Source organism: Roseobacter sp. FCG-D35, assembly GCF_033436665.1.
In the GTDB taxonomy this organism is placed as follows: domain Bacteria; phylum Pseudomonadota; class Alphaproteobacteria; order Rhodobacterales; family Rhodobacteraceae; genus JAWQFO01.
The window spans coordinates 118,322-144,056 of record NZ_JAWQFO010000005.1 but is presented as its reverse complement, the minus strand read 5'-3'; the positions used below and the strand labels follow the sequence as shown (position 1 = coordinate 144,056).

Annotated in this window: 24 protein-coding genes and 2 tRNA genes; 12 read left to right on the top strand and 14 right to left on the bottom strand. The window is 65.9% G+C overall.

The genetic code is table 11. The features are described 5' to 3' along the window. Positions 1 to 5 precede the first annotated feature (5 nt). Positions 6 to 272: a hypothetical protein gene (locus R5H30_RS13405; RefSeq protein ID WP_318328933.1), complete on the bottom strand. Its 267-nt coding sequence runs from the start codon at positions 270 to 272 to the stop codon at positions 6 to 8. 201 nt (positions 273 to 473) lie between these two features. Here R5H30_RS13405 and R5H30_RS13400 point away from each other — a divergent pair, with 201 nt between their 5' ends. Then, a complete protein-coding gene (locus tag R5H30_RS13400; RefSeq protein ID WP_318328932.1) occupies positions 474 to 815 on the top strand; it encodes a cupin domain-containing protein in 342 nt (113 codons plus the stop codon). Between the two features lie 6 nt (positions 816 to 821). Here R5H30_RS13400 and R5H30_RS13395 read toward each other — a convergent pair whose 3' ends face one another. After that, positions 822 to 2,030: a M24 family metallopeptidase gene (locus tag R5H30_RS13395; protein ID WP_318328931.1), complete on the bottom strand. Its 1,209-nt coding sequence runs from the start codon at positions 2,028 to 2,030 to the stop codon at positions 822 to 824. A 133-nt stretch (positions 2,031 to 2,163) separates the two neighbouring features. Beyond that, positions 2,164 to 2,952, bottom strand: coding sequence for a hormone-sensitive lipase (locus tag R5H30_RS13390; protein ID WP_318328930.1), 789 nt, complete (start codon positions 2,950 to 2,952; stop codon positions 2,164 to 2,166). Between the two features lie 91 nt (positions 2,953 to 3,043). Here R5H30_RS13390 and R5H30_RS13385 point away from each other — a divergent pair, with 91 nt between their 5' ends. Both R5H30_RS13385 and R5H30_RS13380 read left to right on the top strand, forming a co-directional pair. Continuing rightward, on the top strand, positions 3,044 to 4,519 hold the full coding sequence (locus R5H30_RS13385; RefSeq protein WP_318328928.1) for an NAD-dependent succinate-semialdehyde dehydrogenase: 1,476 nt from the start codon (positions 3,044 to 3,046) through the stop codon (positions 4,517 to 4,519). Positions 4,520 to 4,605: 86 nt separating this feature from the next. Next, a complete protein-coding gene (locus R5H30_RS13380) occupies positions 4,606 to 6,765 on the top strand; it encodes an esterase-like activity of phytase family protein (RefSeq protein ID WP_318328927.1) in 2,160 nt (719 codons plus the stop codon). A gap of 73 nt (positions 6,766 to 6,838) precedes the next feature. Here R5H30_RS13380 and R5H30_RS13375 read toward each other — a convergent pair whose 3' ends face one another. The 6 genes from R5H30_RS13375 to R5H30_RS13350 form a co-directional block, all read right to left on the bottom strand. Then, entirely contained in the window at positions 6,839 to 7,306 is a 468-nt protein-coding gene (locus tag R5H30_RS13375; protein WP_318328926.1) for an Hsp20 family protein, read from the bottom strand. Between the two features lie 127 nt (positions 7,307 to 7,433). Next, entirely contained in the window at positions 7,434 to 8,258 is an 825-nt protein-coding gene (locus R5H30_RS13370) for a trypsin-like serine peptidase (RefSeq protein ID WP_318328925.1), read from the bottom strand. Between the two features lie 23 nt (positions 8,259 to 8,281). Next, complete coding sequence (locus tag R5H30_RS13365) at positions 8,282 to 9,088, bottom strand: trypsin-like serine peptidase (protein ID WP_318328924.1); 807 nt, start codon at positions 9,086 to 9,088, stop codon at positions 8,282 to 8,284. 160 nt (positions 9,089 to 9,248) lie between these two features. Then, positions 9,249 to 10,538 carry a glycolate oxidase subunit GlcF gene (glcF, locus tag R5H30_RS13360; RefSeq protein WP_318328923.1) on the bottom strand — a complete coding sequence of 430 codons (1,290 nt, stop codon included), beginning with the start codon at positions 10,536 to 10,538 and terminating at the stop codon, positions 9,249 to 9,251. 1 nt (position 10,539) lies between these two features. Further along, positions 10,540 to 11,673 carry an FAD-binding protein gene (locus R5H30_RS13355; protein ID WP_318328922.1) on the bottom strand — a complete coding sequence of 378 codons (1,134 nt, stop codon included), beginning with the start codon at positions 11,671 to 11,673 and terminating at the stop codon, positions 10,540 to 10,542. A 74-nt stretch (positions 11,674 to 11,747) separates the two neighbouring features. Then, complete coding sequence (locus R5H30_RS13350) at positions 11,748 to 13,196, bottom strand: FAD-linked oxidase C-terminal domain-containing protein (protein WP_318328921.1); 1,449 nt, start codon at positions 13,194 to 13,196, stop codon at positions 11,748 to 11,750. A gap of 226 nt (positions 13,197 to 13,422) precedes the next feature. On the opposite strand from R5H30_RS13350, the gene R5H30_RS13345 reads away from it, so the two are divergent. Further along, complete coding sequence (locus R5H30_RS13345) at positions 13,423 to 13,773, top strand: hypothetical protein (protein WP_318328920.1); 351 nt, start codon at positions 13,423 to 13,425, stop codon at positions 13,771 to 13,773. A gap of 3 nt (positions 13,774 to 13,776) precedes the next feature. Here R5H30_RS13345 and rlmH read toward each other — a convergent pair whose 3' ends face one another. The 3 genes from rlmH to R5H30_RS13330 all read right to left on the bottom strand — a co-directional run bounded on the left by rlmH (position 13,777) and on the right by R5H30_RS13330 (position 16,164). After that, the gene (gene rlmH / locus R5H30_RS13340) at positions 13,777 to 14,247 is read right to left on the bottom strand and encodes a 23S rRNA (pseudouridine(1915)-N(3))-methyltransferase RlmH (RefSeq protein ID WP_318328918.1); all 471 of its coding nucleotides are present in this window, start codon (positions 14,245 to 14,247) and stop codon (positions 13,777 to 13,779) included. A 26-nt stretch (positions 14,248 to 14,273) separates the two neighbouring features. Then, positions 14,274 to 14,642 carry a ribosome silencing factor gene (gene rsfS, locus R5H30_RS13335; protein WP_318328917.1) on the bottom strand — a complete coding sequence of 123 codons (369 nt, stop codon included), beginning with the start codon at positions 14,640 to 14,642 and terminating at the stop codon, positions 14,274 to 14,276. 208 nt (positions 14,643 to 14,850) lie between these two features. Further along, entirely contained in the window at positions 14,851 to 16,164 is a 1,314-nt protein-coding gene (locus R5H30_RS13330; protein WP_412105143.1) for a mechanosensitive ion channel family protein, read from the bottom strand. A 322-nt stretch (positions 16,165 to 16,486) separates the two neighbouring features. Here R5H30_RS13330 and leuC point away from each other — a divergent pair, with 322 nt between their 5' ends. The 8 genes from leuC to R5H30_RS13290 all read left to right on the top strand — a co-directional run bounded on the left by leuC (position 16,487) and on the right by R5H30_RS13290 (position 23,758). Next, a complete protein-coding gene (gene leuC, locus R5H30_RS13325) occupies positions 16,487 to 17,893 on the top strand; it encodes a 3-isopropylmalate dehydratase large subunit (protein WP_318328916.1) in 1,407 nt (468 codons plus the stop codon). A 38-nt stretch (positions 17,894 to 17,931) separates the two neighbouring features. Then, positions 17,932 to 18,486, top strand: a complete 555-nt coding sequence (locus R5H30_RS13320) for an HdeD family acid-resistance protein (RefSeq protein WP_318328915.1) — start codon at positions 17,932 to 17,934, stop codon at positions 18,484 to 18,486. Positions 18,487 to 18,527: 41 nt separating this feature from the next. Next, on the top strand, positions 18,528 to 19,133 hold the full coding sequence (gene leuD / locus R5H30_RS13315; protein WP_318328913.1) for a 3-isopropylmalate dehydratase small subunit: 606 nt from the start codon (positions 18,528 to 18,530) through the stop codon (positions 19,131 to 19,133). 300 nt (positions 19,134 to 19,433) lie between these two features. Further along, the gene (locus R5H30_RS13310) at positions 19,434 to 20,276 is read left to right on the top strand and encodes a hypothetical protein (RefSeq protein WP_318328911.1); all 843 of its coding nucleotides are present in this window, start codon (positions 19,434 to 19,436) and stop codon (positions 20,274 to 20,276) included. 17 nt (positions 20,277 to 20,293) lie between these two features. Beyond that, on the top strand, positions 20,294 to 21,322 hold the full coding sequence (locus R5H30_RS13305; protein WP_318328910.1) for an endonuclease/exonuclease/phosphatase family protein: 1,029 nt from the start codon (positions 20,294 to 20,296) through the stop codon (positions 21,320 to 21,322). A gap of 73 nt (positions 21,323 to 21,395) precedes the next feature. Then, positions 21,396 to 22,502 carry a 3-isopropylmalate dehydrogenase gene (gene leuB / locus R5H30_RS13300; RefSeq protein ID WP_318328909.1) on the top strand — a complete coding sequence of 369 codons (1,107 nt, stop codon included), beginning with the start codon at positions 21,396 to 21,398 and terminating at the stop codon, positions 22,500 to 22,502. A 171-nt stretch (positions 22,503 to 22,673) separates the two neighbouring features. Beyond that, entirely contained in the window at positions 22,674 to 23,633 is a 960-nt protein-coding gene (locus R5H30_RS13295; protein ID WP_318328908.1) for a DMT family transporter, read from the top strand. Between the two features lie 48 nt (positions 23,634 to 23,681). Further along, positions 23,682 to 23,758, top strand: a tRNA-Pro gene (locus R5H30_RS13290). A gap of 38 nt (positions 23,759 to 23,796) precedes the next feature. Here R5H30_RS13290 and R5H30_RS13285 read toward each other — a convergent pair. Both R5H30_RS13285 and R5H30_RS13280 read right to left on the bottom strand, forming a co-directional pair. Next, the gene (locus R5H30_RS13285; protein ID WP_318328907.1) at positions 23,797 to 25,503 is read right to left on the bottom strand and encodes an alpha/beta hydrolase; all 1,707 of its coding nucleotides are present in this window, start codon (positions 25,501 to 25,503) and stop codon (positions 23,797 to 23,799) included. Between the two features lie 85 nt (positions 25,504 to 25,588). Beyond that, positions 25,589 to 25,665 (bottom strand) — tRNA-Arg (locus R5H30_RS13280). Between the last annotated feature and the right edge of the window lie 70 nt (positions 25,666 to 25,735).

Below are 25,735 nucleotides of genomic sequence, written 5' to 3'. Positions count from 1 at the left end.
CATCCCTACTGGAAGTTGGTCAGGTAGATGATCGTTGCCACCACGATGACAGGTATGATGTAGACGCCAAGGATCAACTTGCGTCGTAGCGATCCCTCGTATGCGGCAAGCCCGCGGTCGACGAAATCCTCGCGCGTTCCGGGGCCGCGGTTTTCTTCCCATTCGGCCTCGAGCTTGCTGCGACGCACGGCCCGGGAATAGAGCGACAGGCTGATGTAGACGATCGTCAGGACGACGAAGCCGATGATCAGAAGTCGCGCGAAAGCCGCCATGTGTCACCCTTTCCTGCGCCGGACCGTCCCGCCGAGCGACCCGCCCGGCGCCGCGGCCCGCACTGGCAAGAGCGTTTCTACACCCGGTGCGAGGCCGGCGCCACGCCCGAGGCGCCGGCACCGTTCATGAAACCGTTTGCCGAAACAGCGAAAACCGGGACATATGGCCCGGCCCGGTCCGAAGATACAAGGAAACGCGACATGACCGTTCTGCACCTGCCCGTCGACCCTTCGGTCGAACCCGAGCATGACAAGCCCGCCGCCGACAAGGTAATCTCGGGCGATCCGTCCTTCACGACATGGAACCTCGAGGAACACGACGGGCTGTTCTGCGGGATCTGGCAGGCGACACCGGGCAAGTGGCGCGTGTCCTATGACGAATGGGAGTATTTCAGCGTCCTCGAAGGCCATTCGGTGCTGACGCCCGAAGACGGCGCGCCGGTGACGCTCAAGGCCGGGGCGCGGATGATCCTGCGCCCCGGGTTCAAGGGGACCTGGGAGGTGGTCGAGACCACGACCAAGGACTACGTCATCCGAATCTGACCCGGGTCAACCCACGACGTTGAATTCCGGCCCGTAGGGATAGCCGGTGATGTTCTCGTTGCCGTCCTCTGTGATCACGAGGATGTCGTGCTCGCGGTAGCCGCCCGCGCCGGGCTGACCCTGCGGGATGGTCAGCATCGGCTCCATCGAGATCACCATGCCGGGTTCCAGCACCGTGTCGATATCCTCGCGCAATTCCAGCCCGGCCTCGCGCCCGTAGTAGTGGCTGAGCACACCGAACGAATGGCCATAGCCGAATGTGCGGTACTGCAGCAGATCGAGGTCTTCGAGAAAGACGTTGATCTTGCCGGTGATCTCGGCGCAATTCGCGCCCGGTTGCAGCAGGCTCATGCCGTATTCGTGCGCCGCGACGTTGGCGGCCCAGATCTTCAGGCTGGCATCGTCCACGGTCTCGACGAACATCGTGCGTTCGAGCGCCGTGTAATAGCCCGAGATCATCGGGAAGCAGTTCAGCGACAGGATGTCGCCGCGCTCCAGCACCCGGCCCGTCACCGGGTTGTGCGCGCCGTCGGTGTTGAGCCCGGACTGGAACCAGACCCAGGTGTCGCGGTATTCGGCGTCCGGAAAGCGCTGCGCGATCTCCATCTCCATCGCATCGCGCCCGGCCACCGCCACGTCGATTTCTCGCAGCCCCGCGCGTACCGCATCGCGAATGGCATAGCCTCCGGCGTCGGCCACTTGCGCGCCCTGCCGGATCAGGGCGATCTCGGCGTCGGACTTGTGCATGCGCTGGCGCATCGTGGTCTCGGCGAGATCGAGCGTGGCCGCGGGTTTCAGGAAATCCTCGAGCTTGTCGCGCTGGACCAGCGTCAGGTGATCACCCTCGTACCCGACCACGGTGCCCGTCCCGGTCACCGAGACCACGGCGCGCCAGAAGTTGTCGCGCTGCCAGTCGGTGTAGGTGATGTTGTCGGCAAAGCTGCGCCGCCACGGCTGACCGGCGTCGATCCCCGCGGAGATGGTGACACAGTCGGTTTCGGTCACGACCAGCCCGTAGGGCCGCCCGAAGGCGCAGTATAGAAAGCCCGAGTAGTAGGCGATGTTGTGCATCGAGGTGAAGACGGCGGCGGCGACGCCCGACGCCTCCATCCGGTCGCGCAGCTCGGCCAGGCGCGCCGCGTATTCCTCGGCGGCAAACGGCAGGGGCGATTTCTCGCCGTTGTGAAAGCGGTAGAATTCGGGACGTTCGGTCATCAGACCCTCCCTTGCAGAAAGGTCCCGGCGTTCAGGACGGACAAAGCCCACGGACAAGCCGATGTGACGGGCGACGCCATCGCCCGAAGCCGGAGTCAGCCATCGCCGATTCCCGCGCCCCGATCAAGCGCGATCAGACCCCGCAGATGAAGCGGACCACCTCGCTGTCGCGATCCCGAAGCGGCTCGATCACGTCGAAATGGTGCCGGCCCTCGTCGATGACATGCCGCGCACCCCAGGTCCGCGCCAGGATCTCGGCCTGATCGAGAAACGCCGGGCGTTCGTCGGCGCCGACCCAGACCGCGATCTGCGCGCCGCGTGGCACCGCCATGTTGACCGGGCTCTCGGCGCCGGCCTCCTCGGTATCGAGGCGCAGGATCTCGTTCATCGAAGTCTGCATCAGCGGCCCGAGGTCGGCCAGCGGCGAGATCGGTGCCACCCGCTCGATCCGGCCGCGCACCGTCTCCGGCAGCACGAGCGGGTCGAGCATCCGCGACACCAGATGCCCGCCTGCCGAATGCCCGGCGAGCACCAGCGGACCCTGTACGCGCTCGGCGATCGCCGTCACCGCGGCCGCGATCTGCTGCGTGATGTCGGAAATCCGCACCTCGGGGCACAGATCGTAGCCCGGCATGACCACCGCCCAGCCGCGCGCCAGCGCGCCTTCGGCCAGATGCGACCAGTCGCTGCGGTCGAAAGCCTTCCAGTATCCGCCATGCACGAAGATCAGCGTGCCCTTGGCGACCCCGTCGGGATGGAAGAAATCGTAGACCTGGCGGTCGCTCTCGCCGTAACGCACCCCGGTCTCGGCGCGCGGGCCCAGTGCCTCGCGGAAGGACGCCGCCGCCGCCTGCCAGCGCGGTGGAAACTCCTCCGCACGGGGTATATACGCTGCATTGGCATACGCGTCATCCAAGGTCATCCGGGCCGTCTCCTTTTCACCAGCATTCTGGAACTGGACAAACATACCCGGACTTGATCTGGGTGCCACAACAATTCAGCGGAGGATTCCCATGCTCGACGCATCGACCGATCTCAAAAGCCTTCTGAAGGACCCCAGCCTTCTCGAAACCCGCGCCTATGTCGGCGGCGCGTGGGTCGAGGGCGAGAAAGGCACATTCGATGTCACCAATCCGGCGCGTGGCGACGTGATCGCCCAGGTCGCCGACCTGTCGCGCGCCCAGGTGGCGGGCGCGATCGCGCAGGCCGAAAAGGCGCAAAAGGAGTGGGCCGCCTGGACGGGCAAGGAACGCGCGGCGGTGCTGCGCAAGTGGTTCGACCTGATGACTGAGAACGCCGACGATCTCGCGACGATCCTGACCGCCGAGCAGGGCAAGCCCCATGCCGAGGCCAAGGGCGAGATCACCTATGGTGCGTCCTTCATCGAGTTCATGGGCGAGCAGGCCAAGCGTGTCTACGGCGAGACGGTGCCCGGCCACCAGCGCGACAAGCGGATCATGGTTCTCAAGCAGCCGATTGGCGTCGCCGCGTCGATCACGCCGTGGAACTTCCCCAACGCGATGATCACCCGCAAGGCCGCTCCCGCACTGGCGGTGGGCTGTTCCTTCGTGGCGCGCCCGGCCAAGGAGACCCCGCTTTCGGCCATCGTGCTCGGCGTCCTGGCCGAACGCGCCGGTATCCCGGCGGGCGTCTTCAACGTGGTGCCGTCCTCGTCCTCGTCCGAGATCGGCAAGGAATTCTGCGAGAACCCGGCCGTGCGCAAGCTGACCTTCACCGGCTCGACCGAGGTGGGCCGCATCCTGCTGAAACAGGCCGCCGACCAGGTCATGAAATGCTCGATGGAGCTCGGCGGCAATGCACCCTTCATCGTGTTCGACGACGCCGACCTCGATGCCGCTGTCGAGGGCGCGATGATGTGCAAATTCCGCAACAACGGCCAGACCTGCGTCTGCGCGAACCGCATCTACGTGCAGTCGGGTGTCTATGACGCCTTCGCCGAGAAGCTGAAGGTGGCCGTCGAGAAGCTGAAGGTCGGCGACGGCCTCGAGGACGGCGTGACCACCGGCCCGCTGATCAATGCGGACGCGGTCGAGAAGGTCGAAGAGCACATCAAGGACGTGACCGACAACGGCGGCAAGGTGCTGACCGGCGGTGGCAAGCACGAAAAGGGCGGCACCTTCTTCCAGCCGACCATCGTGACCGGCGTGACGCAGGACATGAAGGTGGCGACCGAAGAAACCTTCGGCCCGCTCGCGCCGCTCTTCAAGTTCGACAACGAGGACGACGTGATCGCCATGGCCAACGACACGATCTTCGGCCTCGCCTCCTATTTCTACGCCAAGGATCTCAGCCGCGTCTGGAAGGTCGCCGAGGCGCTGGAATACGGCATCGTCGGCGTGAACACCGGCATCATCTCGACCGAGCTCGGGCCCTTTGGCGGCGTCAAGCAGTCGGGCCTCGGCCGCGAAGGCTCGCACCACGGGATCGAGGACTATCTCGAGATGAAATACATCTGTATGTCGGTCTGATCTTTCACAGTTCCGACATAAGACGTTTACCGTAGCGTTACAGAACCGGGTCACTCCGCCGGAAGATTTTCCAGATGGAGTGACCCATGCCCCTGCGCCGCCTGACCCTGACCTCCGCGCTGGCCCTGATGGCCGTGCCCGCCGCCGCGGAGATGAACTTCAACCGCATCGCCTCGTTCCCGGTCGCGCAGAACATGGGCGAAGGCGCGGACACGTCCCGAGAGACCTCCCCCGAGATCATCGACGTCACCGCCGACGGCATGACGCTGGTCTACACCGACAGCCCCTTGGGCGTTCTGGGGCGCATCGACATCACCGATCCGGCGAATCCGAAGCCGCTGGGCAATGTATCTCTCGGCGGTGAGCCGACGGCGGTCGCGGTGATCGAGAGCACCGCCTTCGTCGGGATCAACACATCCGAAAGCTACACCGCGCCGTCCGGCGGTCTGCATGCCTTCGACGTGGCCAGCGGCGAGGAACTGGGCGCCTGCGACCTCGGCGGGCAGCCAGACAGCGTTGCCAAGGCGCCCGATGCCAGCTTCATCGCCGTGGCCATCGAGAACGAGCGGAACGAGGATCTGAACGACGGCGTGATCCCGCAACTGCCCGCCGGCGGCGTGGCGCTGATCCCGTTGCAGGACGGCGCGCTCGATTGCGACGGGATGATCAAGGCGGACATCACCGGCTTGGCCGAGATCGCCCCCGGGGATCCGGAACCCGAATTCGTCGACATCAATGCAAACGGCGAGACGGTCGTGACCTTGCAGGAGAACAACCACATCGTCGTGCTGGACCGCGACGGCGTCGTGGTCTCGCATTTCTCCGCCGGTGCCGTGGATCTCGACGGCATCGACGCCACGGACGAACGCGGCGCGCTGGTCTTCGACGAAAGCCAGCAAGGCCGCAAGCGCGAGCCCGACGCGGTGAAATGGATCGACGGCGATCATTTCGCCACCGCCAACGAAGGCGACTACGAAGGCGGCAGCCGCGGCTGGACGATCTTCGCCAGGGACGGGTCCGTGGTCTACGACAGCGGTACCAGCTTCGAACAGGCGATCGTGAAGATCGGCCACTACCCCGACAAGCGCTCGGACGCCAAGGGGGTCGAGCCCGAGTCGGTGACCGCGGCCACCTTCGGCGGCACCCCGATGATCTTCGTCGGTGCCGAGCGCGCCTCGGTGGTCGGTGTCTACGATGCAACCGATCCGGCCAACCCCGTTCTGAAACAGCTTCTGCCCTCGGGCGTCGGGCCGGAGGGTTACGTCACCATCCCGGAGCGCAACCTGCTGGTTTCGGCCAACGAGGCCGATCTGGTCGAGGACGGTGGCGCGCGCGCGCATGTGATGATCTACGAATACGCCGAGGCACCGGCCGCCTACCCGCACCTCACGAGCGAGGGCATGGCGGACCTAACCGGTTGGGGGGCGCTCTCGGGTCTCTTCGCCGTCTCACCCGGAGAGATCTACGCGATCAGCGACAGCTTCTACGGCTACCAGCCGCGGATCTTCCGCATCGACGCGACCTCGACCCCGGCGCGGATCACCGCCGCCATCGACATCACCCGCGCCGGCATGCCGGCCCAGAAGATCGACCTCGAGGGCATCACCGGCGACGGCGCGGGAGGCTTCTGGCTGGCCAGCGAAGGCCGGACCGACCGATTGATCCCGCACGCGCTTCTGCATGTGAACGCCGAGGGTGAAATCGAGGAAGAGGTCGGGCTGCCCGAGGAACTGATGGCCGTCGAGAAGCGGTTCGGCTTCGAGGGCATCGCGATGGTGGACGGCACGCTCTGGATGGCGGTCCAGCGCGAGTGGCGCGACGATCCCGCGGGCCACGTCAAGCTGGTCGCCTACACCCCCGAAACCGGAGAATGGGGTGCGGTGCGCTATCCGCTCGACGCGCCCGGTGCCGGATGGGTCGGCCTGTCCGAGATCACGCATCATGGCGATCACCTCTACATCGTCGAACGCGACAATCAGCATGGCGCAGCGGCGAAGACCAAAAAGATCTACCGGGTTGCCCTGACCGACATGACGCCTGCGGCGTTGGGTGGGGACCTGCCGGTGGTCGCCAAGGAAGAGGTGCGCGACCTGCTCGAAGATCTGACATCGACCGGGGGCTTCGTTCTCGACAAGGTCGAAGGGTTCGGCATCACGCCCGAGGGCGAGGGCTTTGTCGTCACCGACAACGACGGCGTCGACGACCACTCCGGCGAGACGATGTTCTTCCCGATCGGCAAGCTTTAAGCCGGAAAATCACCTCCCGCAAAAAAGGCCCGGCGATTGCCGGGCCTTTCCTTTTGTGCAGAGAGTGGCGCGATCAGTTGACGGTGGAGGCGTCGACCACGTCCTTCTCGATCTGCTTGGTCGAGCTGATCTCGATCTGGCGCGGCTTGAGGGCCTCGGGCACCTCACGGACCAGGTCGATGTTCAGCATGCCATCGACATGGGTGGCGCCGGTGACCTGCACGTGGTCGGCCAGCTGGAAGCGGCGCTCGAAGGCGCGCGTCGCGATGCCGCGGTGCAGGTAGGTGCGCTCGCCATCGTCCTCGGCCTTGCGGGCAGAGACGATCAGGGCGTGCTCACGCACTTCGACCGACAGGTCGGCATCGGAAAAGCCGGCCACGGCGATCGAGATGCGATAGGCGTCATCACCCAGCTTCTCGATGTTGTAGGGAGGGTAGGACGGTTGTGCTGCCTCGGTCGACAGGACCCGGTCCATCATGTCGGCGATCTGGTCGAAGCCGACGGTTGCACGGTAAAGCGGTGCAAGATCAAACGTACGCATTGTCATTCATCCTCTTTCTTGAGCGACAAACATTCGGGCTCTCCGTCTGGACGAACCCGTTGGTTTTCTTCCCGGAACCCGTACTGGCGTCCCGGTACCGCTCATGTGGGAAGGGATGATTCCGGTTTCAACCCCCCGGGGCGCGCACGAACTTCGCCCCGGTGCCGCCCGAAGAATTGTTCCCCGCGGTGCCGACCTGCACGCGCCGGATGGTCGCCACCGGACCGCGGCTGTTCGCGCGCATCTGCCGCCGCAGGTCGGCCACGATGGCCGGGAGCGCCATGCCGTAGGTGTAGAACTGCCCGTCGACGTTGCCCCCGCTCGAGATCAGGGACACGATGCGCCCCCGGCCGTTGCGGTGGCTGAAGACCGGCGCGCCCGAAGAGCCGAAGGTCACGTCGCAGTCCATCATCACGATGTCGTCGCGCGTGCCCAGCGTGTTGCAACTTGCCTGGCGTGACGGCAGAGTTTCGCGTCCGCGGCCGTAGGATACGACGCTGACAGACCCAGTGCGCGGGTCGCTCTCGGCGACGAGGAACGGGTCGATCACATGGGTCGGGATCGGCTCTGCCAGCCGCAGAAGCGCCACGTCATGGCGCACGTTCTCGGCGCTGACACCGCCGCGTGGGCGATAGCCCGGATGCGCCTCGACCTGCGCAACCGCGCGCTCGGCCGCGGCCTGTCCATCGCGCAGCCCGGCCCGGAAGGTCATGCCCTGCGGGTCGATCACGGCGCCGGTCCGCGCGGAATAGACGCAGTGGGCCGCGGTTATCACCGTTTCAGGGTCGATCAGCGTTGCGGTGCAGAACCCCGCCCCTTTGGCATCGAGGCGTCCGATCGCCTGCCAGGCCAAGCCTTCGTTCTCGGTTCCCAGCCCGCGCAATCCACTCGATTGCGCCAGCGCCGGGGACGCCCCGAGCAGCAGCGCGGCCAGAGCCATCCCGGACGCCATGCGTCCTGCAATGCGGACGCCTGTCATGGCCGCACGAACTTGGCGCCGTCGGCGACGTGATCGCTGCCGACACGGATCCGGTTCACCCGGGAACCGGCCACCTCGTAGACACCTTTTCCGGCAGCCAGTTCGGACTTGAGAAGCGCAAGCGGCGCACCGAGCGACGTGCCCAGCGAGACACGCTGCCCGTCCATCTCGGCCTTGGCCGAAACCACCGACACGATATGCGCGCGCCCGTCCGCGAAAGTGAAGATCGGCGCGCCGGAGGATCCGAAATCGACCGAGCAGGAGGTAATCAGCATCCCTTCCTGGCGCGCCAGAACGGTGCAGACCTCCTGCAACGAGGGCGCTTCGGAACGGTCCCGCGCGTAGCTGACGACACCGACGCGTTCGCCGGTGTCGGGACGCTCGGCGGTGTCGAACGGCCGGATCGTCGTGTTGCGGATCGGATGATCGAGCTCGAGCAGGGCAAGATCGTTGCGCACCCGGTCGGACGAGGCGTTGGCGTCGTAGACATAAGCCGGGTGCAGTACCGCGCGGCGCACCTGGCGGTAGGCCGAGGCGCGCCCGTCGCGCCAGCCAGCCAGGAACTGCACGGCCTCGTGATTGATGCGTTCGCCGGTCGCCTTGTCATAGAGACAATGCGCCGCCGTCAGGACCATGCGCGGCGCGATCAGCGCTCCGGTGCAGAACCCCATCCCGCCGATGTCGAGCCGGCCCACGGCCTGCCAGGCCTGCGCGTCGTCCCCGGTCGCAAGGCGTCGCAGCCCGTCCTCCTGCGCCGAGGCCCCCGCAGCGATCAAGAAAAGCGGCAAAATCAGAAACTTCACGACACCCAACACGCACTCCCTTCCATCGTCCGAATGACCTAGACGATGGATGCGGCGAAATTGCGGCGCGGGTGCACGCCAGACGTGCTTTCAGTCGTGAGAAACGCCTGTTTCTGTCGGTGGGTCCCGCCACGCGGGTTCGCGCGAACCAGTTGCCTGTTCACCCGTTCAGGGCTGGAGGCACGGGGCCGCCGGTCGCCCAGTCGAGCAGCTCGACGGTATGTACCACCGGCACCTTTGTCCCCGAGCCGATCTGCATCATGCAGCCGATGTTGCCGGCAGCGATGACGTCCGGTGCCCTTGCCTCTAGCGTCCGGACCTTCCGCACCTTCAGCTGGCCGGAGATCTCGGGCTGCATCAGGTTGTAGGTGCCGGCCGAGCCGCAGCACAGATGCGGGTCCGCCGGCTCCACGACCTTGAACCCCGCGCGTTTCAGCAGATCCTTCGGCAGGCTCTTGATCTTCTGGCCGTGCTGCAGCGAGCAGGCCGCGTGGTAGGCCACGGTCAGCTCGCGCGGCGTAGAAACCGCCGGCAGGTCGAGCCGTGTCACCACCTCCGAGATATCCGCGGCCAGCGCCGAGACGCGTGCGGCATCCTGCGCCAGCGCATCGTTACGGAACATGTGGCCATAATCCTTTACCGTGGTCCCGCACCCGCTGGTATTGATGACGATCGCATCGAGTCCGCCGGCGTCGATCTCCCGCGCCCACGCCCGGATGTTGCGCGCGGCCGACGCGTGGCTTTCGTCGGCGCGCCCCATGTGATGGGTCAGCGCGCCGCAGCAACCGGCGCCCTCGGACACCACCACCTCGCAGCCGAGACGGGTCAGCAGGCGGATCGTCGCGTCGTTGATGTCGGTGTTGAGCGCGCGCTGCGCGCACCCGGTCATCAGCGCCACCCGCATGCGCCGCGGCGAGGCCGGGGCAAAGCTCTGCGGATCGTCGTTGCGGCTGACCGGCGGGATCGTCTTCGGCGCCATCTCCAGCATCGCCCGCAGCCGCGCATCCGGCATCAGCCGGGCAAAGGGCCGGCCCAGCTTCGCGCCCGCCAGCGCCAGCCGGAAGCGGGCCGGGTAAGGCAGGATGCGCGACAGCAGCCAGCGCAGCGCCCGGTCGGTGAAGGGCCTGCGGTAGCGCTCTTCGATGTAGGCGCGGGCATGATCGACGAGATGCATGTAGTGCACGCCCGACGGGCAGGTCGTCATGCAGGCAAGGCAGCTCAGGCATCGGTCGATGTGCTTGACGGTCTTCGCGTCGGGTGCGCGCGCGTTCTCGAGCATGTCCTTGATCAGGTAGATGCGCCCGCGCGGACTGTCGAGCTCGTCTCCCAGCACCTGGTAGGTCGGGCAGGTCGCCGTGCAAAAGCCGCAATGCACGCAGGCGCGCAGGATCTCGTTGCTGCGCTGCGTGTCCGGGTCGCGCAGTTGCGCGTCGCTGAAGCTTGTCTGCATCTCAGCCCGCCTCCGGCGCGGCAAGGCCCGGGTTAAAGATCCCACGCGGATCGAAACGCGCGCGCAGCCCCTCGGACAGCCGCGCGATCCCCGGCGGCTCGGGCGGCAGCACACCCAGCCGCGCCCGGGTCTCGGGTGCTGCGCGCATCAGCGTCGCATGTCCGGCAAACCGTCCCAGCTGCGCCCTGAGATCCTCTCCTTCCGGCATCCGCACCCAGATCAGCCCGCCCCCCCAGTCGAAGTACCAGCCCCGCGCGCCGCTGCGCGCCATCAGGTCAGTGGCTTCGGAGGGTTTGCAGGACACGCGCCAGACATCGCCCGGCAGGTCGCGCATCAGGGGCGCATCGCGCACACCGTCCCAGACCCAGCGCGAGGCGCCGTCCTCCATCACCTGCATTTCCGCGCCGAAGTCCGCCAGGCGCTCCTTGAGTTGACCAATCCGGTAGCGAACGGATGTCTCGAAGCCTTCGACGCGCAGCAGCGTCACCGGCCCACCCTCGATGATCTTTGCGCAATGCCCGGCGCCGCTCACTTCGAAGGGCGAGCCCAGCGCCGAGGCCATCGCCCGGATCGACACGTCCTCGGGCAGGTCGCGCAGCATCAGCGTGGCTTCCGTCTCCGGCACCGGCAACACCTTCAGCGCCACCTCGGTCAGCACCCCGAGCCGCCCGAACGCCCCGCACATCAGCTTCACGAGGTCGTAGCCGGTCACGTTTTTCATCACCCGCCCGCCGTTCTTGACGATGCGCCCGGCCCCGTCGACAAACCGCAGGCCCAGCGCGAAATCCCGCGCCGCACCGACCTGGATCCGGCGCGGCCCGCTGCGGTTCGCCGCCATCACCCCGCCGATCGTCGGCGCACCGCCCGTCTCCAGGAGCACCCGCGCATCATAGGGCTCGAAGGCCAAGCGCTGGTTCTCCGCCGCCAGCGTCTCCTCGAGTTCCGCCAGCGGCGTCCCCGCCGCCGCCACCACGGTCAGCGCCCCGGGCTCGTAAAGCCGGATGCCCGACAGCTTCTCCGTCGACAGCGACGGCCCAGATCCCGGCAGGTCCTGCGTGCCCCCGCCGCGGATCGACAGGGGGGCGTTGCTCGCCCGGATCATCTCGGCGAGGTCCTCTTCGGTTTCGGGGGTCATGCACATCTCTGGTTCAAAAATATCCCGGGGGAGCCGCCCGCAGGGCGGCGGGGGCAGAGCCCCCGTCTAATTCGTTACTCAGCGGCCAGCGCCGCCGCCCGGCGATCCTCTGACGCCGCCAGCGGGAACACCTTCGCAGGGTTAAGCAGCCAGTGCGGATCGAAAACATCCTTGACCGCCATCTGCACCTCGAGATCGTCGGCACCATATTGCACGCCCATCAGGTCGCGCTTCTCGATCCCCACGCCATGTTCTCCGGTCAGACACCCGCCCGCCTCGACGCAGAGCTTCAGGATCTCCGCGCCGAAGGCCTCGCAAAGCTCCAGGTCGCCGGGCTTGTTGGCGTCGAACAGGATCAGCGGATGCATGTTGCCGTCCCCGGCGTGAAACACGTTGCCGACCCGCAGCCCAAAGTCGCGGGACATCTCGCCGATCCGTCGCAGGACCTCGGGCAACGCGCTGACCGGGATCGTGCCGTCGAGACACATGTAGTCGCTGATCTGGCCCATCGCACCGAAGGCCGACTTGCGCCCCAGCCAGATGCGCGCGCTTTCCTCGGTCGAGCGGCTTTCGCGAACCTCCACCGGGTCGTGGCGGCGCGCAATCTCGACGATCAGGGCCAGTTGCGCGTCGATCTCGGCTTCCGACCCTTCGACCTCTACGATCAGGAGCGCCTCGCACATCGGATAGCCGGCCTGCGCGAAAGCTTCGGTGGTCTCGATGCAGATCCGGTCCATGAACTCGATCGCCACCGGCAAAACGCCGGCCTTGATGATGTCGCTCACGCAAGCGCCGGCGACGGCATTGTCGTCGAAGCCAATCAGCACCGGCCGCGCGCCTTCGGGTTTGGGCAGGATGCGCAGCGTCGCCTCGGTGACGACACCCAGCTGGCCTTCCGAGCCGCAGATCAGGCCAAGCAGGTCGAGCCCGCCGGAGTCGAGATACGGCCCCCCGATCTCGAGCACCTCGCCCTCCATCGTGACCAGCGTAACACCCATCAGGTTGTTGGTGGTCACGCCGTATTTCAGGCAATGCGCGCCGCCCGAATTCATCGCGATGTTCCCGGCGATGGCGCAGGCCAGCTGGCTCGACGGGTCAGGGGCGTAGAAAAAGCCGTCCTCCTCGACTGCGCCGGTCACGCTGAGGTTGGTGCGGCCCGATTGCACGCGGATGAAGCGGTTGTCGTAGTCGGTCTCGAGAACGTCGTTCATGCGCGCCACGCCAAGAAGCACGCAATCCGCGGTCGGCAGCGCGCCGCCCGCGAGCGAAGTGCCCGAGCCGCGGGGCACCACCGGAACGCCTTCCGCATGACAGATCCGCAAGACGGCTGCCACTTCCTCGGTCGTGGCGGGCAGGACCGCGATCATCGGCGGACACTTGTAGGCGGTCAGCGCATCGCATTCGTAGGCACGGGTTTCATGTTCGTCGTGGATCACCGCGTCGCCGGGCAGGACCTCGAGCAATCGCGCCACGACACGCGCCTTGCGCTCGATCACACTCGGGTCGGGACTGGGCATTTCCATCAGACGTCCTCCTGCACCGGGCGATGATATGGCTGCCCCTGCCGGGTGGCAAGTTGGCAGGACCAAGATGCGACCAATGGCCTTTTCCGTCCACACCCTCCGGCGCGCTCCGGATCGTCGTCTCGCCAAACCGGAGCCTGCGAATTCGCGCCATGCCCTCGCAAAAATCCTGCTGGGCGATTAAGTTCCGGATGTTATCTGTTGTTTGCAGTTCTGCGGTGGTCCCATGAGATTCGTCACACTTGTCCTTGCCATGCTCGCCCTGCCGGCCCTCGCCGGTCCGCCGCGCGTCGAGAACGTGCAGGTGACCCGCACGGGCAGCACCTGGAAGTTCGCCGTGACCGTGTCGCATGCCGATGAGGGCTGGGACCATTACGCCGACGCATGGCGCGTTCTCGACATGGACGGCAATGTCCTCGGCATTCGCGAACTCCTGCACCCGCATGTCGAGGAACAGCCTTTCACCCGCTCGCTCTCCTCGGTGCGCATCCCGGAAGGCACGGAACGGGTGCAGATTCAGACCCGCGACTCCGTCACCGGCTGGAACCCGAAAACCACGATCGTCCGCCTGCCTTAGCCGTCACGCCCGGTGATAGGGCGCGCCCGCGAGGATCGAGGCGGCTCGGTAAAGCTGTTCGGCCAGCATGACGCGCACCAGCATGTGCGGCCAGACCATCGGCCCGAAGGACAGCGCGAAATCGGCCTGCGCGCGCAGATCCGGCGACAGCCCGTCGGCGCCGCCGATCAGCAAAGCCAGATCGCCGTGGCCTGCGTCGCGCCAGCCTGCGATCCGGGCCGCGAATTCGGGCGAGGACACCTGCCGGCCGCGTTCGTCGAGCACGCAGGTCACGGCGCGGTCCGGAACCGCGCGGCGCAGCAGCGCCGCTTCGGCCTCCATGCCCCCGCCCTTGCGGTCGTCGACCTCGATCACGCGTGCCGGGCCAAGTCCGTGGGCGCGCCCGGAACGGTCGAACCGCTTCAGGTAATCGTCGATGATGGATTTTTCCGGACCGGTCTTCAGCCTGCCGACGGCGCAGATATGCACACGCATGCGGTCAGGTCACCCGGCCCGGCGGGTCAGTTGCTTGCGGCGCTGGCAGGCTGCATCGGCTGCCACATCTTTTCCAGCTGGTAGAAGTCGCGCACCTCGGGACGGAACACGTGAACGATCACGTCCCCGGTGTCGATCAGCACCCAGTCACCCGCATCCTTGCCTTCTATCCGCACCGGGCGCCCGTAAGCCTCCTTGACGCGCTGCGCCAGTTTTTCGGAGATGGACGCCACCTGCCGGGTCGAACGGCCCGAGCAGATCACCATGTAGTCGCCAAACGCCGTCTTGCCGTGCAGGTCGATCTGCACGACGTCTTCGGCCTTGTCGTCTTGGAGTGAGGAGAGAATGGTCGCCAGAAGCTCTTCGCTTGTGGCCGTTTCGGTCGCATTACCCATCACAGGCGACCCGGATTGCGCGGATGTGACCGCATCAACATGTGTAGACAGGACATCGTCCTCCTTTGATCGCGCCGCCTGGCCCCCGGCGCTGGGGATGCCTTAAAATTAGCAACGGCAAGGCGACATTTCAATGACAACGCCGTGTCTCCGGCGGTCCCGGACGGCGCCTGACGGCACGTCGCGGCCCGGTTTCCGGCCCGACGCGTCAGTCCGGGGCCGCCTCCGCCGCGCTGCGCACGGTCATCTGCTCGTTGAGGATACGGACCTCGCGCTGCGGGAACGGGATGGAGAAGCCGTTTTCCTTGAACTTGTCCCAGAGCGCCAAGTAGACGTTGCCGCGGATGTTGGTCAGACCCCCGGTCGGGTCGCGGATCCAGAAGCGCAGGATGTAGTCGATCGAACTGTCTCCGAAGCCGACGATGTGGCAGACCGGCACTTTCGGTGGACCAAGCACCCGCGACACGCCGGAGGCCGCCTCGATGGCCAGCTTGCGCACGAGGTGCGGATCGTCGGCGTAGGACGTTCCGAAATAGATATCGAGCCGCACGAAGTCGTCCGAATGCGACCAGTTGACCACCTGCCCGGTGATCAGGTCCTCGTTCGGAATCAGGTATTCCTTGCCGTCGCGGGTGACCACCGAGACGTAGCGCGCACCCAGCGAGTTGATCCAGCCGAATGTCTCGCCCAGCGAGATGACGTCGCCCGGCTTGATCGACTTGTCGAGCAGGATGATCACGCCCGACACCAGGTTCGACACGACCTTCTGCAGGCCGAAGCCCAAGCCGACGCCGATCGCGCCCGAGAACACGGCAAGCCCGGTGAGGTCGATGCCCACCGCCTTGACCGCGAAGAAGAAGGCAAAGCCATAAAGGACGATCTGGATGCCCTTGACAGCAAGCTCCTGCATCGAGGGGCTGATGTCCTCGTTGCGGCGGATGCTCGACGCGGTGGCGCCGGACACAACGCGCGCCAGCGTGAGGAACGCCCCGATGGCGACGACTGCGGTGATCAGCGTCAGCAGCGAAAAGTGGAATTCGCCGATATCGATGGAGAAATCGTCGAGCGCCGTCGACACCTCGTCTGCGACGCCCAGCAGGTAGAGCGTGGCATAGATCCACAGCCCCCAGGTCACCAGCCGGCGCATCGGCCGGTTGCGCACCAGCCGCGCGGCGAAGGCGATGCAGACCCAGACCAGCGCCAGCGTCGCCGTGACCCCGATCAGGTAGGACCGCGAGGGCCAGGTGATCTGCTGCATCACGAGGTAAACCGACCCGGCAAGAACCGCGTACCAGATCAGTCCGAGCCGCCGGCGCAGCTGCACGACCACGCGCAACTGCCATTTCGACCAGCCTCCGCGCGCCCGGACCCAGTTTTCGAGCATGTTCCCCGAGACGCGATGCAGCACCCAGCAGATCACCACGAGGCCCAGCACGATGAGGATCTGGTTCTGGCGCCAGCCCGGCGTCAGGATGCTTTGCGCGAAGCTCACGATCATCGTGTAGATGTCGTCGACCGACATCAGTGCTTCTGCGAATGGACCGTCTTCCGGGTTCACCCTGCCCTCCCTCGGCAGGAAGCGTTGCACAAGCCCGGCCTGCCGACAAGCGGTCACAACCGGCCCGCACCCGTGTCCCGCCAACCTGCCGCCCGCGCTTGATAGAATCCGCAAAGGGGAGTATCTGGACGCCATGCCGGATCACTCGATCTTCGACTTCGATCACTGCGATCGCATGCGCCTGCAAGAACGCTTCTTCGGGGCCACCCGCACGGTGCTGGCCCGCCTGTAGGCGCGCGCCCACACTCGCCAGACCAAAGACATTCCAGCAAAACGGAGAGGACCGATGTCCCCCAAGACGCTCTACGACAAGATATGGGATGCCCATGTCGCCCACGAGGCCGACGACGGCACCTGCCTGCTCTACATCGACCGCCATCTCGTTCACGAGGTGACCAGCCCGCAGGCCTTCGAGGGGCTGCGCATGTCCGGACGCACCGTACGCGCGCCGGACAAGACCATCGCGGTGCCGGATCACAACGTGCCCACGACGCTCGACCGCGCCAATGCGGCGACGATGACCGAAGACAGCCGCATCCAGGTCGAGGCGCTCGACAAGAACGCTAAGGATTTCGGCATCCACTACTACCCGGTCAGCGACGTGCGCCAGGGCATCGTGCACATCGTCGGACCCGAGCAGGGCTGGACCCTGCCCGGCATGACCGTGGTCTGCGGCGACAGCCACACCGCCACCCACGGCGCCTTCGGGGCGCTGGCCCACGGCATCGGCACGTCCGAGGTCGAGCACGTGCTGGCCACGCAGACGCTGATCCAGAAGAAATCCAAGAACATGAAGGTCGAGATCACCGGCAAGCTGCGCCCGGGCGTCACGGCCAAGGACATCACCCTGTCGGTGATCGGCGCGACCGGAACCGCCGGCGGCACCGGCTACGTGATCGAGTATTGCGGCGAGGCGATCCGCGATCTGTCGATGGAAGGCCGGATGACGGTCTGCAACATGGCCATCGAGGGCGGCGCCCGCGCCGGCCTGATCGCACCCGACGAAAAGACCTTCGAATACTGCACGGGCCGTCCGCATGCGCCGAAGGGCGCGCAGTGGGAAGCGGCGATGACCTGGTGGAAGACGCTGCATTCGGACGATGACGCGCAGTGGGACAAGGTCGTGACCCTGAAAGGCGAGGACATCGCGCCGGTGGTCACCTGGGGCACCTCGCCCGAGGATGTGCTGCCGATCACGGCCGCCGTGCCGGCGCCCGAGGACTTCAAGGGCGGTAAGGTCGACGCCGCCAAGCGCTCGCTCGACTACATGGGGCTGAAGCCCGGCACGCCGCTGTCGGAGGTCGCCATCGACACCGTCTTCATCGGCTCCTGCACCAACGGGCGGATCGAGGATCTGCGCGCCGCGGCCGAGATCCTCAAGGGCAAGAAGATCAAGGACGGGCTGCGCGCGATGGTCGTGCCCGGGTCCGGTCTGGTGCGCGCCCAGGCCGAGGAGGAGGGTCTGGCCGAGGTCTTCAAGGAGGCCGGTTTCGAATGGCGGCTCGCGGGCTGCTCGATGTGTTTGGCGATGAACCCCGACCAGCTGTCGCCGGGCGAGCGCTGCGCGGCCACCTCGAACCGCAATTTCGAGGGTCGTCAGGGTCGCGGCGGTCGCACCCATCTGATGAGCCCCGCGATGGCTGCAGCAGCCGCCATCACGGGACACCTGACGGATGTGCGCGACTTGATGTAAGCTGCGCCCGAGTACTCAAATCAAAAGGGAAATTCGCGATGAAACTCTGGGTCAAGTGGCTGATCGCCGGCATCCTGTCGATCCTCTTCGGCATCTTCGTTCTGGCCAACCCGATCGCGGCATCCTTCGCCGTGACCGTGCTGGCGGGCATCACCTTCCTGCTGACCGGCGGCATCCAGATCTATGCCGGGTTCAGCGAGGAAAGTGGAACGTCGAAACTACTGGGGATCGGTCTGGGCGCACTGATGGTGCTGCTGGGACTGTCGCTGGTGTTCGAACCGCTCAGCGGGATCATCTCGCTGGCCACGCTTGCCACCATCCTGATCGCGGCCAACGGCGTCCTGCGGCTCGTCACGGCGTTCCGCATGAAGGAGACCAAGGTTTTCTGGCCGATGCTGATCTCGGGGGCTCTCTCGGTTCTGCTGGCCGCATACATCGTCGCGAACTTCTTCCAGATCGCACCGTCGCTGCTGGGCATCCTGCTCGGCATCGAGCTTCTGTTCAACGGGTCGGGGCTGATCGCCTTCGCGTTGTTTCTGCGCACCGCCAAGGGCGCGGTGAAGGACAAGCTCGAGCAGCGACTGAACAAGTGACACGCGCGGGGACGCCTTGCGTGTCCCGGATGGAGACAGACATGGAAAAATTCGAAACCCTCACGGGGATCGCGGCGCCGATGCCACAGATCAATGTCGACACCGACATGATTATCCCCAAACAGTTCCTCAAGACGATCAAGCGGTCGGGCCTCGGCGTGAATCTCTTCGACGAGATGCGCTATGACGGCGACGGCAACGAGATCCCGGACTTCGTCCTGAACAAGCCCCAGTACCGCGACGCCGAGATCCTGGTGGCCGGCGACAATTTCGGCTGCGGCTCGAGCCGCGAGCACGCGCCCTGGGCGATCAAGGATTTTGGCATCCGCTGCGTGATCGCGCCGAGTTTCGCCGATATCTTCTACAACAACTGCTTCAAGAACGGCATCCTGCCGATCGCGCTCCCGCAAGAGCAGGTGGACGTGCTGATGAAGGACGCCGAGAAGGGTGCCAACGCGCGAATGACCGTCGACCTCGACGCCCAGACGGTGACAACTTCGGACGGCGAGGTGTTCCGCTTCGAACTCGATTCGTTCAAGAAGCACTGCCTGATGGAGGGCCTGGACGACATCGGCCTGACGATGGAGAAAGCCGAATCGATCAGCAATTACGAAGCAGAATCGGCGCAGGCGCGGCCTTGGGTGTGAATCAGGCCAGCTTCACTGAATCGGTCATCAATTGACCCAACCCAGCGTTGTGGGCGTTTTCCCCATGCCCACAACATATTGTAATCCGCCCATTTTTTGACACAGATTTGATGCAGCTTCGCACCAGTTCGACCCCTAAACTGCCTCAGGAGTAAGGCTTTGTTAACCAAAGCTTGAGCGCTTTGGCGATTACGGGCAAATAAAAGAAAAAATGGAGGCAGCCCTCTTCGCCGGAGGCATCAGGTTGGAAAAGGCAAAGGCAGTGTACCGGAGCCATCCAGTTTGAAGGGGTAACTATTTATGATTGCACGAATGACAGGAGCCGCAATGCGCGGCTTGCTGGTAGCGCTGCTCATCGCGACTCCAGCACTGCTCCTGCCCGGTATCGTCGCCGATCAAACCCAGATCGTGGTCCTTGTCGCGGTAATCGCCTCAATCATGACCTTCATAGAATACAACTCGAACGCGCCAAGCATCGTTGAGTTTCGCGATGCCGCTCCGTTCAACCGCCTTCGCTTCATTACCCTGTTCCTGATCGTCTTCCTGCTTACCGCGATCGCCAAGGGCAAGACGGAGCCGACGATGCTGACTGCGAGCCTGACCTCGATCGGCACGGTGATCGGCAATGCCATCGACTTTCCCTACTCGCCGGTTCGCCTTGTGGTGCTGATGCTGCCCGGCGACGCGACGATCGACACGATCAATTCGGTGCGCACCGCCGCCGGCCTCGCCTACATGATTTCGCTGGTCGCGATGATCGTGTTCGTGGCGATGGTCCGGATTCTGGGCTGGCCGACACGCAGCGGTGCCTTCAACGTCTGGGTGAACCTGCCGCTCTTCGATCCAACGGCCGGCGGCGACGTGCTCTATCGGCTCCAGCGCGACGCGCGCATCAACATCGCGCTTGGTTTCCTGTTGCCGTTCATCATCCCGGCGGTGGTCAAGGCGGCCGCGGTGCTAATCGACCCGATCTCGCTGGACAACACGCAGACCCTCATCTGGACGATCAGCGCATGGGCATTTCTTCCGGCAAGCATGATCATGCGCGGCATCGCGATGAACCGCATCGCCGAGCTGATCGAGGAAAAGCGCCGCAGGGCCTACGCAAGCGCCGCCGAGGACGTCGAGTTCCAGACCGCCTGATCCTTGCGACCCTGCTGATGCTCGGAGCCCCGGCGCAGGCCGACGGGCTCCGCATCGCGTCCTACAATACCGAGTTCCAGCGCAAGGGCCCCGGCCTGCTGCTGCGCGACATCCTACGCGGCGAGGATCCACAGATCGCCGCCGCGGCAGACGTCATCGCCACTGTTCGACCGGACATCCTCGCGCTGCAAGGCTTCGACTATGACCTGACCGGCGCGGCGCTTGCCGCCTTCGTCGAAACGCTGTCCGCCGCCGGGATCGACTATGCCCACAGCTTCGCGGCACGCCCGAACACCGGTGTCGCCACCGGCATCGACCTCGACGGCGATGGCCGCGACGACGGTCCGCGCGACGCCCAGGGCTTCGGAAGCTTCTCCGGACAGGGCGGCATGGCGATCCTGTCGACGTTCGAGATCGTCGAGGCCGAGATACAGGACTTTTCCAACCTGCTCTGGACCGATCTGCCCGGCGCGCTGCTGCCGGAGGTCGATGGCGCGCCGTTTCCCTCGCCCGAGGCACAGGCCGTCCAGCGCCTGTCGACCACCGGTCACTGGGTCATCCCCGTCGACGTGCCCGATCTCGGCGAGGTGACGCTTCTGACCTTTCACGCAAGCCCGCCGGTCTTCGACGGTCCCGAGGACCGCAATGGTCGCCGCAACCACGACGAGATCGCCTTCTGGGGCCAATTCCTCGACGGCAGGATCGGCAGTCCGCCAGCGGATCACTTCGTCCTGCTGGGCGACGCCAACCTCGACCCGAAAGACGGCGAGGGACGAAAAGAGGCGATCCGCGGGCTGCTGTCAGATCCGCGCCTGCAGGATCCGGGCCAGACCAGTGCCGGCGCAAAAGCCGCCGGGGATGCCCGCGACACCGTCGATTGGGACGACCCCGATCCGGGAAACCTGCGCGTCGACTACGTGCTCCCCTCGGCGGACTGGACGGTCACGGGCGGCGGCGTCTATTGGCCGGCGCCGAACACCTCGGAGGCCGAAACCGCTGCAAGGGCCAGCCGCCACCGGCTCGTCTGGGTCGATCTGGCGCGCTGACATCCGGCGCGTTCTTGACCGCGCACCTCCCCCGCGATAGGGCGCTTGAGGACAAATACGCAGGAGACGATCCATGGCCAATCCCTCCCTTCTCATCCTTCCCGGCGACGGCATCGGTCCGGAGGTCATGGACGAGGTCAAGCGGATCATCGGATGGTTCGGGGACAAGCGTGGGCTGGCCTTCGACGTCTCTGAGGATCTCGTCGGCGGCTGCGCCTACGACAAGCACGGCACCCCACTGCACGACGACACGATGGCGAAGGCGCAGGAGGTCGACGCGGTCCTGCTGGGCGCCGTGGGCGGCCCGAAATACGACAACCTCGACTTCTCGGTGAAGCCCGAGCGCGGCCTGCTGCGCCTGCGCAAGGAAATGGACCTGTTCTCGAACCTGCGCCCGGCGCAATGTTTCGATGCGCTCGCCGATTTCTCCTCGCTCAAGAAGGACGTGGTCGCAGGCCTCGACATCATGATCATCCGCGAGCTGACCTCGGGCGTCTACTTCGGCGAGCCGCGCGGCATCTTCAAGGAAGGCAACGAACGCGTCGGCGTGAATACCCAGCGCTACACCGAAAGCGAGATCGACCGGGTCGCAAGGTCCGCCTTCGAACTGGCACGAAAGCGGTCGAACAAGGTCTGCTCGATGGAGAAGGCCAACGTGATGGAATCGGGCATCCTGTGGCGCGAGGTCGTCCAGAAGGTGCACGACGAGGATTACCCGGACGTCGAGCTGAGCCACATGTATGCCGACGCCGGCGCGATGCAGCTCACGCGCTGGCCCAAGCAGTTCGACGTGATCGTGACCGACAACCTCTTCGGCGACCTGCTGTCGGACCTCGCGGCCATGCTGACCGGCTCGCTCGGCATGCTGCCTTCGGCCAGCCTCGGCGCACCGATGGCGAACGGCCGGCCCAAGGCGCTTTACGAACCGGTGCACGGCTCGGCCCCCGACATCGCGGGCCAGGGCAAGGCGAACCCGATCGCCTGCATCCTCAGCTTCGCGATGGCTCTGCGCTACTCGTTCGACCAGGGCGACGAGGCGACACGGCTGGAACAGGCGGTCGAGAAGGTGCTGGCCGACGGCATGCGCACCGCCGACCTGATGGGCCCCGAGGGCGGCACACCCGTCAGCACGTCCGGCATGGGAGACGCGATCCTCGCGGCGCTGGACGACGGGCTCTGAAATTTTCCGGCCGGGCGGCACCCGGTCGGGTCTTGAAGGCGGGTTCGCGGGCCGATGCGGCCCGCCGGCGCGTCTGTTTCGCAACCGGTGGCAGTCCCGCGGGCACGCAAGGCGCGTCCCGTCCGGGCCGATGCGCGCGCCGGCAAGGTTCGACTCGGAGGCAAGAGACCGATGAATTCCAACGCGAAGGGCGCCCTGCTGGCGCTGACGGCCTTCGGAATCTTCGCCATCCACGACGTAATCATCAAGATCCTCGGCAGCGCCTATTCGCCGATCCAGATCGTCTTTTTCAGCGTTCTGTTCAGCTTCCCGCTCGCCACGCTCTACCTGCTGCGCGACACCACCCCCGGAACGCTGATCCCGAACCACCCGTGGTGGATGGCGGCGCGGGCCGCCGCGACCGTCGTGACCGGGTTCAGCGCCTTCTACGCCTTTTCCGTCCTGCCGCTTGCGCAGACCTATGCCATTCTCTTCGCCGCACCGCTGCTGATCACGATCCTTGCCATTCCGATGCTCGGCGAGACGGTGCGCCTGCGGCGCGGCATCGCGGTGATCTTCGGCCTCTGCGGCGTCATGGTCGTCCTGCGCCCGGGCCAGTCCGAACTGCAGCTTGGCCATCTCGCGGCGCTGGCGGCGGCGATCTCCAGTTCCTTCGCCTCGATCATCGTGCGCAAGATCGGGCGCGAAGAACGCACCGTCGTGGTCATGCTCTACCCGATCATGGCGAACTTCCTCATCATGGGGTCGCTTCTGCCGCTGGTCTATGTCCCGATGCCGCTCGCCGACATCGGTCGCCTTGCGCTCATCGCACTTTTCGCCTGGACCGCCGGGCGGTTCGTGATCGCCGCCTACAACAGCGGAGAGGCGGTGATCGTCGCACCGATGCAGTATTCCCAGATCCTCTGGGCGGCGATCTACGGATTCATCTTCTTCCAGGAAACCATCGATGGCTTCACGGCCATCGGCGCGTCCATCATCATCGCCAGCGGGCTCTACATCGTCCTGCGCGAAAGCCGCAGCGGCACCAGCAACCAGCAGCCGGTGCTGCACACACGGTCTCGTCCAGAGACCGGCATCGTGCCGCGGGTCTCGACCATTCTCAGCCTCGCGCGGCATCGAAATTCAGAGTAACTGCCGCTTGCCATCGGCGCGCGATAGGGATATTGCGCGCGTCACGGTCGGGCAGTAGCGCAGCCTGGTAGCGCACCTGCTTCGGGAGCAGGGGGTCGGAGGTTCGAATCCTCTCTGCCCGACCAGATCCACCCTGTCATTTGTCTCTGCGATAGGCGCGGATTCAGCGACCTGCCATGTGCCGGATCAATCCGTCGGTGTCCTGATCCGTCCAGTCCTCGGGCTGCGTCACCGCGCGCCAGGCCTGCAGGTAGTCGCGCGCCGCGTAGGTGTGGCCGTGGCCCGGCGGAACACTGGCCGCCAGCAGCATGTCCATCGCCACCTGCAGGAAGGTCACCACGGGCACCCAGCGCAGCAACGGCGACACGTCCGGCCCGCGCGGGTCGTCCATCCAGGCCGGGCGGTAGAGCCACATGTCCTCGCGAAAGAAGACAATGGCGTCCGAGGGGTTGGCGACATAGGCGATGCGCAACGGCCCCCAGGAGTCCGGCGACCGGTCGATCCGCCCGCCGGGCGACAGAACCCGGATCAGCGTCCCGGTCTCGAAGACCGGCGCCCAGGCCGGCGAGCCATCGTCGCGGTTCTCGATGATCCGGCGCCAGAGCGCGTTGCGGAAGGTCGGCCCGGCCCAGACCGCGCCGCTGATCGGGTTGCGGACATAGGCATACATCATCGGCGAGCTTTCCGACCCGTAGGACCCGAGGCTGAGACCGAAGAGATAGAGCCGCGGTCGGCTGTCGGGTGCAAGCGCGCTCCAGTAGCCGTAGATCACGTCGAAGACTTCCGAGGCCGATCCCTGCGCGCGGCCGGGTTCGAGGATCAGCGACTGCGGGCTTGCGAGATAGGAATACTGAACGCCCGCTACCGCCGTGTCACCACCGTGCAGGTATTCCAGCGGCGCGATGCCGGCATCGTCGAGCCATCCGGTCCCCGTCGGCGTAGCGATCACAAGCACGCTGCGCTCGAAGGCGCCCGTGCGCTTCAGCTCTTCCAGAACCAGTTCCGCCCGCGCGCGGTTGTCATCCGCCGAGCGCAGGCCGGCATAGACGCGGATCGGCTCTTGCGCCGGACGGCCGGTCAGGCGCGCGATCTCTGCCGCGTCCGGCCCCTCGTGCACGAAAAGCTTGCCGGCATGGCCGAGATCGTCCCACGCGATCAAAGACTCCGGGCTGCCCGACCGTCCGGCCTCCTCCGGCGGGCGTACCCCGGGCGGGTCGCTGACGTCGGCGGCCATCTGGACCTCGTCGATGAACGAGATCGCACCGCTGATCACAGTGTCGTTCAACGTCGTCAGAAGCAGGACGAGGAACAGCAGCACCCCGAACAGCGACAGGAACCGTCGCGGCGCGAAGCGAAGCGGATAGCGCGCGGCCATCCGGAGCCCCGCCACCAAACCCCAACCAAGCAGGATCAGCACCGCGGCCACGACGCCCCCCAGAGCGAGGATGCGCAGAAAGAACCCGTCCTCGGCCTCGGGCAATCCCATCAGCACCAGCGTCTCGTTCTGCCAGTCCCGGGCGTAGAGCAGGGAGACGGTCAGGAGGACGACCATCGCGGCCAGCAGGATCCAGACCAGGACCCGGTGCTGCCGGATATTGGGAAGCGGAGCCTCGAGAAAGCGCCAGATGCCACCCAGCGCCGTCCCGACCCCATAGCCCGTCGCCAGCGCACAGCCGGCCAGCACGCCCTGCGCCCCCCAGGGCCGCGGGATCAGCGATGGCGTGAAGGTCGTCGCGCAAAAGAGGCCGCCCAGCACGATCCCGACCAGCGAGATACGCGTGACAAAGGCGCGGCGTCTGCGCGGCGCATCGTCCTCCGGCGCCTTAACCGCCCGGTCCCGCGTCCGATCCTCCGCTCTGCTTTCTGCCATGATCTGCCGCTTGTCCCACGCACGCCTTAGACCAGCTTCGAAGCTGGCCGGGTCCAAGTCAACATGACCCCGGTGCGGAAACGTCTGGCGACCCTGGCAGGATTCGAACCTGCAACCTGCCCCTTAGGAGGGGGCTGCTCTATCCTGTTGAGCCACAGGGCCTCCGGGCTTCGTGTAGCGGAGTGTGGCCGACTTGTCATCGGCTTATCGCGCGGCACCATCGCCGCTTGCG